At 68.7% G+C, this 12501-nt stretch carries 13 protein-coding genes; all 13 read left to right on the top strand.

Going from position 1 to position 12501, the window contains the following annotated elements; all coding sequences use genetic code 11:
• Positions 1-132: 132 nt before the first annotated feature.
• The 13 genes from CA983_RS09100 to CA983_RS09040 all read left to right on the top strand — a co-directional run bounded on the left by CA983_RS09100 (position 133) and on the right by CA983_RS09040 (position 12338).
• Positions 133-312 (top strand): hypothetical protein, encoded by a 180-nt coding sequence (locus CA983_RS09100; protein ID WP_244206763.1) that lies wholly within the window; start codon positions 133-135, stop codon positions 310-312.
• Between the two features lie 46 nt (positions 313-358).
• A complete protein-coding gene (locus CA983_RS09095) occupies positions 359-832 on the top strand; it encodes a helix-turn-helix transcriptional regulator (protein ID WP_425276437.1) in 474 nt (157 codons plus the stop codon).
• 10 nt (positions 833-842) lie between these two features.
• Entirely contained in the window at positions 843-1256 is a 414-nt protein-coding gene (locus CA983_RS09090) for a VOC family protein (protein WP_086600386.1), read from the top strand.
• A 119-nt stretch (positions 1257-1375) separates the two neighbouring features.
• Positions 1376-3769, top strand: a complete 2394-nt coding sequence (locus CA983_RS09085; protein WP_086600365.1) for an ATP-binding cassette domain-containing protein — start codon at positions 1376-1378, stop codon at positions 3767-3769.
• Between the two features lie 162 nt (positions 3770-3931).
• Positions 3932-4207, top strand: a complete 276-nt coding sequence (locus tag CA983_RS09080) for a hypothetical protein (protein WP_086600364.1) — start codon at positions 3932-3934, stop codon at positions 4205-4207.
• A 50-nt stretch (positions 4208-4257) separates the two neighbouring features.
• Positions 4258-4482, top strand: coding sequence for a hypothetical protein (locus CA983_RS09075; protein ID WP_086600363.1), 225 nt, complete (start codon positions 4258-4260; stop codon positions 4480-4482).
• Positions 4483-4549: 67 nt separating this feature from the next.
• A complete protein-coding gene (locus CA983_RS09070; protein ID WP_086600362.1) occupies positions 4550-4780 on the top strand; it encodes a hypothetical protein in 231 nt (76 codons plus the stop codon).
• A gap of 143 nt (positions 4781-4923) precedes the next feature.
• Positions 4924-5967 carry an NUDIX hydrolase gene (locus CA983_RS09065; protein WP_086600361.1) on the top strand — a complete coding sequence of 348 codons (1044 nt, stop codon included), beginning with the start codon at positions 4924-4926 and terminating at the stop codon, positions 5965-5967.
• A 306-nt stretch (positions 5968-6273) separates the two neighbouring features.
• A complete protein-coding gene (locus CA983_RS09060; protein ID WP_086600360.1) occupies positions 6274-7305 on the top strand; it encodes an ABC transporter permease in 1032 nt (343 codons plus the stop codon).
• A 77-nt stretch (positions 7306-7382) separates the two neighbouring features.
• Complete coding sequence (locus CA983_RS09055) at positions 7383-9059, top strand: ABC transporter substrate-binding protein (protein WP_086600359.1); 1677 nt, start codon at positions 7383-7385, stop codon at positions 9057-9059.
• 83 nt (positions 9060-9142) lie between these two features.
• Complete coding sequence (locus CA983_RS09050) at positions 9143-10135, top strand: ABC transporter permease (protein ID WP_086600358.1); 993 nt, start codon at positions 9143-9145, stop codon at positions 10133-10135.
• A gap of 27 nt (positions 10136-10162) precedes the next feature.
• A complete protein-coding gene (locus CA983_RS09045; protein WP_086600357.1) occupies positions 10163-11233 on the top strand; it encodes an ABC transporter ATP-binding protein in 1071 nt (356 codons plus the stop codon).
• Position 11234: 1 nt separating this feature from the next.
• Positions 11235-12338: an ABC transporter ATP-binding protein gene (locus tag CA983_RS09040; RefSeq protein ID WP_086600356.1), complete on the top strand. Its 1104-nt coding sequence runs from the start codon at positions 11235-11237 to the stop codon at positions 12336-12338.
• Positions 12339-12501: the final 163 nt, after the last annotated feature.

Below are 12501 nucleotides of genomic sequence, written 5' to 3'. Positions count from 1 at the left end.
ATCTCCGAAGCCCGGCGCGTTCCTGGGCCCGGCATGTCCCTGAGGCTCGGCATGTCCCTGGGCCCGGCACGTCCCTGAGCCCGGCACGTCGCGGACGGCGTCTTCACCGAGGACTGGATGGGCTATCCCGGCATGATGGACCCGACCGGGCAGGGGTACCAGGCCGTAGTGGTGAGCGCGCTGCGCACCACGGCGTGGTGGACCTTCGGGATCGCGGTCCTCGGCCGGTGCTGGATCACGGCCGGAGTGCAGGTGTGCCTCCTGCCGCTCGCCGCGTGGTGGGTCGGAACGTTCGACACGTACTACACCTGACGGACGCCGGTCCGGGATACCGGGTTTTCTCTCGGAAAGCGCCCGAATGTCTGTGCGATGTGGCACGATCGCGCATGTGACCAGCAGACCCGCCCCGGCGCAGCGCCTGCGCGACCTCGCGCTCCTGCGCCGGGTCAAGGACCGGATCGACCGGGAGTACGCACGGCCGCTGGACGTCGAGGCGCTGGCCCGGGGTGTGCACATGTCGGCCGGGCATCTCAGCCGCGAGTTCAAGCGCGCCTACGGCGAGTCGCCGTACAGCTATCTCATGACGCGCCGCATCGAGCGAGCCATGGCGCTGCTGCGCCGTGGAGACCTCAGCGTCACCGAGGTGTGTTTCGAGGTCGGCTGCTCGTCGCTGGGCACCTTCAGCACCCGCTTCACGGAACTGGTCGGCATGCCGCCCAGCGCTTTCCGGCGCCAAGCGGTCCTCGCCACCGCGGGAATTCCGTCGTGCGTGGCGAAACAGGTGACCAGACCGATCAGGAATCGAGAAGCGCCCACCCCGAGCCGAAACTAGCGTGATGGCCATGGACCTCACCATTCACGCCAGTTTCCTTCCGCACGACGACCCGGACGCCGCCCTGGCGTTCTACCGCGACACCCTCGGCTTCGAAGTCCGCAATGACGTCGGCTACGAGGGCATGCGCTGGATCACGGTCGGCCCCGTCGGCCAGCCCGGCACGAACATCGTGCTGCATCCGCCGGCCGCCGACCCCGGCATCACCGAGGACGAGCGCAGGACCATCGCCGAGATGATGGCCAAGGGCACTTACGCCAGCATCGTGCTGGCCACCCCCGACGTCGACGCCGCCTTCGAGCGGGTGCAGGCGGGTGACGCCGAGGTGGTCCAGGAGCCCGTGGACCAGCCGTACGGCGTTCGCGACTGCGCCTTCCGCGACCCCGCGGGCAACATGGTCCGCATCCAGCAGCTGAAGCCGTGACGGCGCGGTAGCAGCCGGCCCGCAGACCCACACGCAACACCCCCGCGCCGTACCTCCGGGCCGGCGCGGGGAAGCCAGATCGTCCGACCGCGGCAGCCCCGCCCGACAGATGGAGACCGATGAGCATGGCCATGAGGACGGACGGACAGTCGTCCGGCCCGCACGTTGCCGACAGCCACGACGTGATCCGCGTGCACGGCGCGCGCGAGAACAACCTCAAGGATGTCAGCATCGAGATCCCCAAGCGCCGGCTGACGGTGTTCACGGGCGTTTCCGGCTCGGGCAAGAGCTCGCTCGTGTTCGACACCATCGCCGCGGAGTCGCAGCGGCTGATCAACGAGACCTACAGCGCATTCCTGCAGGGCTTCATGCCGAACCGGGCCCGGCCCGAGGTCGACGTGCTCGAAGGGCTGACGACCGCGATCGCCGTGGACCAGCAGCGGATGGGCGGCGACCCCCGCTCCACGGTCGGCACCGCCACCGACGCCAACGCGATGCTGCGCATCCTCTTCAGCCGGCTCGGCAAGCCGCACATCGGCCCGCCCAGCGCGTACTCCTTCAACACCGCCTCCGTCCGGGCGAGCGGCGCGATCACCGTCGAGCGCGGCGCCAAGACCAAGGCCCAGAAGGCGACCTTCGAGCGCACCGGCGGCATGTGCAACCGCTGCGAGGGCCGCGGCAAGGTCTCCGACATCGACCTCAGCCAGCTCTACGACGACTCCAAGTCGCTGTCCGAGGGTGCGTTCACCATCCCCGGCTGGAAGTCGGACAGCCAGTGGACCGTGCAGCTCTACGCCCAGTCGGGCTTCGTCGACCCCGACAAGCCGATCCGCGAGTACACCAAGAAGGAGATGCACGCCTTCCTCTACGCGGAACCGGTCAAGATCAAGGTCAACGGCATCAACCTCACCTACGAGGGGTTGATCCCCAAGATCCAGAAGTCGTTCCTGTCCAAGGACAAGGAGGCGATGCAGCCGCACATCCGGGCGTTCGTGGAGCGGGCGGTCACCTTCACCGTCTGTCCCGAGTGCGACGGCACCCGGCTGAGCGAGGGCGCCAGATCCTCGAAGATCGACAACATCAGCATCGCCGACGCCTGCGCGATGGAGATCAGGGACCTGGCCGAGTGGGTCCGGGGGCTCTCGGAGCCGTCGGTTGCGCCGCTGCTCACCGCGTTGCAGGGGACGCTCGACTCGTTCGTGGAGATCGGCCTGGGCTATCTCTCGCTCGACCGTCCGGCGGGCACGCTGTCGGGCGGTGAGGCGCAGCGCGTGAAGATGATCCGCCACCTCGGCTCCTCGCTCACGGACGTCACCTACGTCTTCGACGAGCCGACCATCGGCCTGCACCCGCATGACATCCAGCGGATGAACGACCTGCTGCTGCGGCTGCGGGACAAGGGCAACACGGTGCTCGTCGTGGAGCACAAGCCGGAGGCGATCGCGATCGCCGACCACGTCGTCGACCTCGGCCCCGGCGCCGGCACGGCGGGCGGCGCCGTCTGCTTCGAGGGCACGGTCGAGGGGCTGCGGGCCGCGGACACCGTCACCGGCCGTCATCTCGACGACCGGGCCACCCTGAAGGAGACGGTGCGCAAGGCCACCGGCGCGCTGGAGATCCGGGGTGCGTCGGCGAACAACCTCCGAGACGTCGACGTCGACATCCCGCTCGGGGTGCTGACCGTCGTCACCGGTGTCGCCGGCTCCGGCAAGAGCTCTCTGCTGCACGGGTCGATCCCGGCCGACGCGGGGGTCGTCTCGGTGGACCAGAGCCCGATCAAGGGCTCGCGGCGCAGCAACCCCGCGACCTACACCGGGCTGCTCGACCCGATTCGCAAGGCCTTCGCGAAGGTCAACGGCGTGAAGCCGGCCCTCTTCAGCGCCAACTCCGAGGGCGCCTGCCCCACCTGCAACGGCGCCGGAGTCATCTATCTCGACCTGGGCATGATGGCCGGCGTCGACACCCCTTGTGAGGACTGCGAGGGGAAGCGGTTCCAGGCGTCGGTGCTGGAGTACCACCTCGGCGGTCGTGACATCAGCGAGGTGCTCGCGATGTCGGTGGCCGAGGCCGAGGAGTTCTTCGGCAGCGGCGAGGCCCGCACCCCGGCCGCGCACAAGATCCTGGAGCGGCTCGCCGACGTCGGGCTCGGCTACCTCACCCTCGGCCAGCCGCTCACCACCCTCTCCGGAGGCGAGCGGCAGCGCCTGAAGCTGGCCACGCACATGGCGGAAAAGGGCGGCGTCTACGTCCTTGACGAGCCGACCACCGGGCTTCACCTCGCGGACGTGGAGCAGCTGCTCGGCCTGCTCGACCGGCTGGTCGACTCCGGCAAGTCGGTCGTCGTCATCGAGCACCACCAGGCGGTCATGGCGCACGCCGACTGGATCATCGACCTCGGCCCGGGCGCCGGTCACGACGGCGGCCGGATCGTCTTCGAGGGCACACCGGCCGACCTCGTCGCGGCCCGCTCCACCCTGACCGGGGAGCACCTCGCGGCCTACGTCAGCGCCTGACGCGGTCCTCTGGAACGGTCGTGAGGCGAGTGCGCCATGGAGTCACTCGCCTCACGACCGTCACGACCACCCCGGTTTTCACATAAGTAGCAAAACGGGCGAATAGTGGCGCGCTCCGAGGGCACTCCGTCTCCGGAATCCCCCCACAGAACGGAGCCGCTGATGATCATCAAGAAGATGCACGAGATGGGCGTCCGCAGTGAGCACGCCTACATGGCCGCCATGGCGTCCGTCGGCCTCAGCGTCGTCGCCTGGGTGGGCTCGCTGAAGATGGAACCCGGCACCGGCCTCGCCCGTGCCGACCGCTGGGGCATCTTCGTCGGCGAATGGGCACCTACCTTCTTCGGTCTGGGCCTCGCCCTGTCCCACTACGAGCAGCACGACGGCACCCTCACCGCCGACGTCCACGAATTCCGGCAGACGCAGAAGGCGGGCTGAACGGCCTGCTCCGGCGAGCGTCCGGCGCCGTTCCCGCGCACCCTGGTGCCATGGCGTCCGTGAAACCCGTCGTGGTCTACCCGCCCGCCACCGACGGTGGCAGGCGGGTACGCGTGGACGACCAGTTCCTGGGGATCGCGTACGGGCTGCTGGACGTCGCCGAGTTCCTGCGGCGGGCGGGGATCGAGGACGCGGACGAGGCGTACGTGGCGGCGTCGGGCCTGATCGAGTGGCGCGGCGGCGGGCCCGGCACCTGGGGTACCGGGCTCGGCTGAAGCCGACCGCTTCCCCCGAACGGCCCAGCGGCGTGACCCCGGAGGGGGTCCGGCAGTTGAGTCGGGCATGAAGAAGCGCAGCATGCTCGCCATCGCCTCCCTGGCCACCGGCTTCGTCGTCGCCGCGGTCACTCCGTCGCACGCCATCGGGGAGAAGCTCCCCGCCATCAACGTGGACGAGACCCTCAAGACGCTCGACCAGACCGTCGGGAAGGACGGCCTGTCGGTGGCCGGGAAGGATGGCGTCCAGAAGAAGAAGGGTGCGCAGAAGAAGGGCACCCAGAAGAAGAAGGGCTGACGGTCCGCCCGTCCCGGCCCACGGCGCCGGCGCTCCCGAGTGAGGGGGCGCCGGCGCCGTCGTCATGCGCCCTCAACTGCGGCTGGTTTCCGTGGCAGGGTGGAGCGGGCAAGCCTCAGGGGGCCAACAGAAGAGGGGGACCTGTGACCGTCGTCTGGATCAACGGCGCGTTCGGTGCGGGGAAGACCACCACCGCACAGGAACTGATCGAACTGATCCCGAACAGCACGCTCTTCGACCCCGAGGTCATCGGCGGAGCGCTCCGGTATCTGCTGCCGCCCAAACACCTCGCCGAGGTCGGCGACTTCCAGGACCTGCCGATCTGGCGCCGGCTCGTGATCGACACGGCGGCCGCGATGCTCGCCGAACTCGGCGGGACCCTGGTGGTCCCCATGACCCTGCTGCGCCAGGAGTACCGCGACGAGATCTTCGGCGGCCTGGCCGCCCGCAGGATTCCGGTCAGCCACATCCTGCTCGCTCCGGCCGAAACGATACTGCGGGAGCGGATAGCGGGCCGCGAGGTTCCGCGGGACCTGCCCGACGGCGAGATGCGAATACGCCAGTGGTCCTTCGACCACATCGAGCCGTACCGGGCCGCACTCGCATCCTGGCTCGCCGCCGACGCCCACCCGGTCGACACCAGCGACCTCACACCGCACGAGACCGCCGCCCGGATCGCCGAGGCCGTCACCAGCGGCTCCGTGCCCGTCTGCGACATCGTGCAGACGCCCGAGCCCACCGCCGAGACACTCGCCGCCGGTGTGCTCCTCTTCGACGAACAGGACCSGGTCCTGYTCGTCGACCCCACCTACAAGGCCGGCTGGGAGTTCCCCGGCGGGGTCGTCGAACCCGGTGAGGCCCCCGCACGCGCCGGTGTGCGGGAGGTCGCCGAGGAGACCGGCATCCACCTCGACGAGGTGCCGAGCCTGCTCGTCGTCGACTGGGAGCGCCCCTCGCCCCCCGGGTTCGGCGGACTGCGGCTCCTGTTCGACGGCGGCCGCCTCGACTCCACGGAGGCCGGACGGATGCTGCTGCCCGGGCCGGAGCTGCGCGACTGGCGGTTCGTGACCGAGGAGGAGGCCGCCGACCTGCTGCCACCGGTCCGCTACGAGCGGCTGCGCTGGGCCCTGAGGGCACGCGAACGCGGAGCGGCGTTCTATCTGGAAGCCGGGGTACCGGTCGGCTGACGCCGAGCTCTCCGCTCCCGCCCTTTACCCGGCGCGGGGGATTCCGAGGGAAAAGCAAAAGGAAACGTCCGCGGACCCATTGCTAAGTGCTGCCCAAGGAATCTCCCGCACTCGTTCACGCGGCGGGTAATCACCTTCCCTGCTCTCGTCAACACTTTTCCATGACCGCAAACAATCCCTTTTCTGGCCCCTGCTCGGCTTGACCGGACTCGCACGGCATTGCGAAAGTCCGCAGAGTCTCACGGCGGTGATTGCGACCGCCACTCAATTTCCTTGCCTCAGGGGCAGATCCGGGATGTCCGTACGATGACCACGCAACACCAGCCGGCCGACGCCGGCGGCGGCACCGCGCTCCTGACCGAGCCGGCGACGCAGGACCCCAGAACCGGCGGCACGGTCGTCGCCGGCCGCTCACCGGCCCGCATGGCCTGGAAGCGGATCAGGCGGGACAAGGTCACCACGGCCGCCCTGGTGGCCACCCTCCTGTTCATCGCGATCGCACTGCTCGCGCCGGTCCTCACCGCGCTGACCAGCTGGGGACCGATCACGCCCGACAACAAGGCGATCAACCCCGACACGGGCAACTTCCCCTACGGATCGCTGGGAGGCATCAGCGCCCAGCACCTCCTCGGCGTCGAACCGGGCACCGGCTACGACCTGTTCGCCCGCATCGTCTACGGCCTGCGCACCTCCCTCTACGTGGGTTTCGCCTCGGCCGTGCTGTCCACCGCGGTCGGTGTCGTGGCAGGGCTCGCGGCCGGTTACTTCGGCGGCTGGGTCGACTCCCTGCTGTCCCGGGTCATGGACGTGATGCTGGCGTTCCCGCAGCTGCTGTTCATCATCGCGCTCACGCCGGTGATCCAGAACGCGCTGCAGACCAACAGCCACGGCGGCACCGACGAGAACCTCCGGCTGCTCGTCCTGGTCCTCAACATCGCCGTCTTCGCCTGGGCGTACACCGCCCGCCTGGTGCGCGGACAGGTGCTGTCCCTGCGTGAGCGGGAGTTCGTCGACGCCGCGCGGCTGATGAGCGCCGGCCGGCGGCACATCCTCTTCCGGCAGCTGCTGCCGAACCTGTGGGCGCCGATCCTGATCTCCTTCGCCCTCGCCGTCCCGCAGAACATCACCACCGAGGCGGCCCTGTCCTACCTGGGCGTCGGCGTCATCCCGCCCAACCCCGACTGGGGAGCCCTGCTGTCGGACGCCTCCCAGTTCTTCCTCCAGGACCCGATGTACCTCTTCGTGCCCGGTGTCCTGCTCTTCCTGCTGGTCCTGGCGCTCAACCTCCTCGGGGACGGCGTCCGGGACGCCCTGGATCCCCGCGCCGGGCGCGGCTGACAAGCCACCCCCCGAGTGTCGGCCCGGCGGTCCCACGAACGGCCGCCGGGCCCGTAGCAAGAAACGGAGTTTCCTCAATGACGCGCAGCAAGCGCAGATCGCGCACGGTCGCTCTCACGGCCTCCGCCGTGATGATCGCCCTGGGGGCCACCGCATGCGGAGGTTCCTCCAACAACAGTGGCAGCGGCGCCCCGTCGAAGGGCGGCACGCTGACGATCCTCGACGACGCGGACTTCAACCACATCGATCCTCAGCGGACGTACACCACCGAGGGTTCGAGCATGGACTACGAACTCGTCCGCACCCTCACCGGATGGGACGAGGCGGGGTCCGAGCCCAAGCTGGTCGGCGACCTGGCCACCGACACGGGAACGCCCAGCAAGGGCGCCACCGTGTGGACGTTCCACCTGCGCCACGGGGTCAAGTGGCAGGACGGCTCCGAAGTCACCGCGCAGGACGTCAAGTACGGCGTCGAGCGGGCGTTCTCCCCGGACATCAACGGCGGCCCGCCGTACGCCAGTCAGTGGCTGGCCGGCGGAGACTCCTACAAGGGCCCGTACCAGGGCAAGCAGTTGCCCTCGATCCAGACACCGGACAAGTACACCCTCGTCTTCCATCTCAACCAGCCGGTCGCCGACTTCAACGAGACGACGGCCATGACCGGCTGGTCGGCGGTCCCCAAGGCCCACGACACGGGCGCCACCTACGACACACACGTCTGGTCCGACGGGCCCTACATGATCAAGTCGTACACCAAGAACAAGGAACTGGTCCTCGTCCGGAACAAGAACTGGAGCCAGTCGACCGACCCGATCCGCCAGCAGAACCTCGACGAGATCGACGCCAAGTTCGGGCAGGACCAGGCCGCCATCGACCAGCAGATCAAGTCCGACGGCGGCAGCGCCCAGACCTCGATCACACAGACGCCGATCGCCGGCTCCGACCTGACGACGATGGCGGGTGACCCGTCGCTCAAGTCGCGCTACTACAAGATCCCGGCACCGGGCATCAACTACATGGCGATCAACATGAACCGGGTCAAGGACATCAAGGTCCGCCAGGCGATCGAGTACGCCGTGGACAAGACCACCGTGCGCGGTGCCTTCGGCGGCTCCGCCTACGGCAACTACGCCACCACGATGCTGGCCCCCGGCATCGACGGCCACAAGGACTTCAACCTCTACAGCAGCAACCCCGCCGGTGACCTCACCAAGGCCAAGGCCCTGATGAAGCAGGCCGGCAACCCCAAGTCGACGATGTCGCTGGCGGTGGAGAACATCCCCACGCAGGAGCACTTCGCCGACGCCGTGAAGACAGCGCTCGCGAAGATCGGCATCACGGTGAACATCACTCCGATCGACAAGAACAACTACTTCAGCACCGTTGACAATGTGAAGAACCAGTACGACCTGACCTGGGGCGACTGGATCGCGGACTGGCCGAACGCCTCCACCGTGCTGCCCACCCTCTTCGACGGGCGGCAGATCAAGAAGCTCCCGCAGTCCAACAACGACCTCTCGTACCTGAACGACCCGAAGGTCAACGCCCAGATCGACAAGATCGGCAAGATGACCGACATCAAGCAGCGCAACGCCGCCTACGGGGAGCTGGACGAGCAGATCCTGAAGGACGCCGCGGTGGTCCCGCTGATGTACATGAACTTCAGCGAAGTGAGCGGCTCGAAGGTCGGCGGTGTCATCGACGACTCGATCATGGCCGAACCCAGCCTGGTGCACGCCTACATCAAGCAGTGACACGTCCCTCCTGAAGCTCCTGAACCCCGCCGGCGGTCCCGGCCGCCGGCGGGCATCCCACTCACGTCAGGTCCCGGCACCTCATGTTTCGTTACCTCATCAGACGCCTGCTGGCAGCGGCCGTGATCATGCTGGTGATCACCACGATCACCTTCTTCATCTTCTTCGCGCTGCCGTCCGACCCCGCGCTCCTGGCCTGCGGAAAGACCTGCTCCCCGTCCCGCCTCGCGGAGATCAAGCACTCGCTGGGCCTGGACCAGAGCTCCCTGACGCAGTACTGGGAGTTCCTCAAGGGGCTGGTCGCCGGCCGCGACTACGGTGACCAGAGCGTCCGCATCCACTGCGGCGCGCCCTGTCTGGGCGTCTCCTTCCAGACCGACACGCCCGTCCTGACCACGCTCCTCCAGGACTTCCCGGCGGACCTCTCCCTCGGACTCGGCGCCGCCGTGGCGTTCCTGATCCTCGGCGTCGGCCTCGGCACCGTCGCCGCGGTCCGCAGGGGCAGGGCCGCCGACAAGGCGGCGGTCGGACTGGCCCTGTTCGGCGTATCGGTGCAGATCTACTTCATCGGTCTGCTCCTGCTGTACCTCTTCGTCGACAAGTTCCAGATCCTGCCGACCTCCGGCTACACCTCGATCACCGAGGACCCGGCCGGCTGGTTCAAGGGCCTGATCCTGCCGTGGGCCACCCTGGTCATCGTCTACCTCGCGATGTACACCCGGCTCACCCGCTCCTCCATGCTGGAGGTCTTCGCCGAGGACTACATGCGCACCGCCCGTGCCAAGGGACTCCCGGCCGCCACCGTCGTCCTCAAGCACGGACTGCGCGCCGCCATCACTCCGATCATCACCATCTTCGGCATGGACGTCGGCTCCCTGATCGGCGGCTCCGCGGTCATCACCGAGTCGGTGTTCGGCATCAACGGCATCGGCAAGCTCGCGGTCGACTCCGTCCAGAACTCCGACCTGCCCGTCATCCTCGGCACCACGCTCTTCGCCGCCACGTTCGTCGTCCTCGCCAACGTGGTCGTCGACCTGGTGTACGGCCTCGTCGACCCGCGCGTGCGCCTCGCCTGAGCCCTCCTTTCGTCCTTAGGAACACCCGTGTCCGTTCAGACCTCACCGCAGCCCGCGGACGTCACGCCCGCACCCGCGCCCTTCCTCGACGTACGCGACCTGAAAGTGCGCTTCCCGACCGAGGACGGGCTCGTCAAGTCCGTCGACGGCGTCTCCTTCACCCTGGAGAAGGGCAGCACCCTCGGCATCGTCGGCGAGTCCGGCTCCGGCAAGTCGGTGACCTCGCTGGCCCTGCTCGGACTGCACAAGGGCACCCGCGCCCAGGTCAGCGGCGAGATCTGGCTGGAGGGCAAGGAACTCGTCGCCCTGCCCGAGGCCGACATGCGCGAACTGCGCGGCCGCACCGTTTCCATGATCTTCCAGGACCCGCTCTCCGCACTGCACCCCTTCTTCACCGTCGGCGCCCAGATCGCCGAGGCCTACCGCGTCCACCACAAGGTCTCCAAGAAGGAGGCCAGGGACCGCGCGGTCGAGATGCTCAAGCGGGTCGGCATCCCGCAGCCCGAACGCCGGGTCAGGGACTATCCGCACCAGTTCTCCGGCGGCATGCGCCAGCGCGCCATGATCGCCATGTCCCTGGTCTGCGACCCCGCCCTGCTCATCGCCGACGAGCCCACCACCGCCCTGGACGTCACCGTCCAGGCGCAGATCCTGGACCTGATCCGCGACCTCCAGGAGGAGTTCGGCTCCGCCGTCGTCATCATCACCCACGACCTCGGAGTCGTCTCCGACATCGCCGACGACATCCTGGTGATGTACGGCGGCCGCCGGATCGAGTACGGCACCACCCGCGACGTCCTCAAGCAGCCCCAGCACCCCTACACCTGGGGCCTGTTGCAGTCGATGCCGCACCTCACCGGTGACGTCGGCGAACGGCTCAACCCGATCCCCGGCACCCCGCCGAGCCTGATCAACCTGCCGGACGGCTGCTCCTTCCACCCCCGCTGCGCCTACAAGGGCTGGGTCCCGGAAGGGCGTTGCACCGTGGAACGGCCCGAGCTGCGCCTCGTCCCCGGCACGGGCGGACACCTCGCCGCCTGCCACCTCACCGACGAGGCCAAGCACGAGATCCGTGACGGCGTACGAAAGGGAGCATGACGTGAGCGCCACCCAGTCCCTCACCGGGCCGACCACCGACCGCCCCACCGGCGAGAACCTCCTCGAAGTACGCGGTCTCCAGAAGCACTTCCCCCTCCGGCAGGGCATCATCTTCCAGCGGCAGATCGGGGCGGTGCGAGCCGTCGACGGCATCGACTTCTCGGTCGGGCCCGCCGAATCGCTGGGCCTGGTCGGCGAATCCGGCTGCGGCAAGTCGACCACCGGCCGCCTGATCACCCGGCTGCTCGAACCCACCGGCGGTTCCGTCGTGTTCGACGGCGAGGACATCACGCACCGGCCTCCCGGACGGATGCAGGAGGCCCGCCGCAACCTCCAGATGATCTTCCAGGACCCGTACTCCTCCTTGAATCCCCGGCACACCGTCGGCACCATCATCGAGACGCCGATGCGGCTCAACGGCATCAACCCGCCCCAGGGTCACAAGCGGCGCGCCCAGGAACTCCTGGAGACGGTGGGCCTCAACCCGGAGCACTACAACCGCTACCCGAACGAGTTCTCCGGCGGCCAGCGCCAGCGCATCGGCATCGCCCGGGCCCTCGCCCTGCGGCCGAAGCTGATCGTGGCCGACGAACCGGTCTCCGCGCTGGACGTCTCCATCCAGGCGCAGGTCGTCAATCTGCTGCAGGACCTCCAGCGGGAGTTCGGCATCGCCTTCGTCTTCATCGCCCACGACCTCGCCGTCGTACGGCACTTCTCCGAACGGGTCGCCGTGATGTACCTCGGCAAGATCGTCGAGGTCGCCGACCGGGAGTCGCTCTACACCCGGCCACGGCACCCCTACACGCACGCGCTGCTGTCCGCCGTTCCCGAGGCCGACCCGGACGCCACCGAGCGGCGCGAGCGCATCCGGCTGGCCGGGGACGTGCCCTCACCGATCGACCCGCCCTCCGGCTGCCGCTTCCGCACCCGCTGCTGGAAGGCGCAGGACAAGTGCGGCACCGAGGAACCGCGACTGGTCAGGGCCGAGGGCAGCCCCGCGGGCCATCTCACCGCCTGTCACTTCCCCGAGGAACCGACGGTGGCGGCACGCGCCGAGGACATCGTCCTCGACCCGGCACTCGCGGAGCTGAAGAAGAGTTCCTGACCACCGGTTGCTCAACAGGTCACCCGATCGCGACCAACGCATGGACGGGTGCACCACGCCGAGTCGCGGGGATGTCGGAGCGTCGCCGGCTCCCAGGAATCGCCCCCCCGGGCAGCTCGGCCGACGTGCCGTCGGCCCTCCTCGGGGGGTGATACCGCCGGCC

The organism is Streptomyces swartbergensis, assembly GCF_002148965.1.
GTDB lineage: Bacteria > Actinomycetota > Actinomycetes > Streptomycetales > Streptomycetaceae > Streptomyces > Streptomyces swartbergensis.
Note: the sequence above shows the minus strand (reverse complement) of the source record. Positions and strands in the feature narration are given on the sequence as shown.

Bases quoted from the DNA above. Each gene is read 5' to 3' on its own strand.
- CA983_RS09100 (WP_244206763.1), top strand. From the start codon at position 133: ATGATGGACCCGACCGGGCAGGGGTACCAGGCCGTAGTGGTGAGCGCG.
- CA983_RS09095 (WP_425276437.1), top strand. From the start codon at position 359: ATGTCTGTGCGATGTGGCACGATCGCGCATGTGACCAGCAGACCCGCC.
- CA983_RS09090 (WP_086600386.1), top strand. From the start codon at position 843: ATGGACCTCACCATTCACGCCAGTTTCCTTCCGCACGACGACCCGGAC.
- CA983_RS09085 (WP_086600365.1), top strand. From the start codon at position 1,376: ATGAGCATGGCCATGAGGACGGACGGACAGTCGTCCGGCCCGCACGTT.
- CA983_RS09080 (WP_086600364.1), top strand. From the start codon at position 3,932: ATGATCATCAAGAAGATGCACGAGATGGGCGTCCGCAGTGAGCACGCC.
- CA983_RS09075 (WP_086600363.1), top strand. From the start codon at position 4,258: ATGGCGTCCGTGAAACCCGTCGTGGTCTACCCGCCCGCCACCGACGGT.
- CA983_RS09070 (WP_086600362.1), top strand. From the start codon at position 4,550: ATGAAGAAGCGCAGCATGCTCGCCATCGCCTCCCTGGCCACCGGCTTC.
- CA983_RS09060 (WP_086600360.1), top strand. From the start codon at position 6,274: ATGACCACGCAACACCAGCCGGCCGACGCCGGCGGCGGCACCGCGCTC.
- CA983_RS09055 (WP_086600359.1), top strand. From the start codon at position 7,383: ATGACGCGCAGCAAGCGCAGATCGCGCACGGTCGCTCTCACGGCCTCC.
- CA983_RS09050 (WP_086600358.1), top strand. From the start codon at position 9,143: ATGTTTCGTTACCTCATCAGACGCCTGCTGGCAGCGGCCGTGATCATG.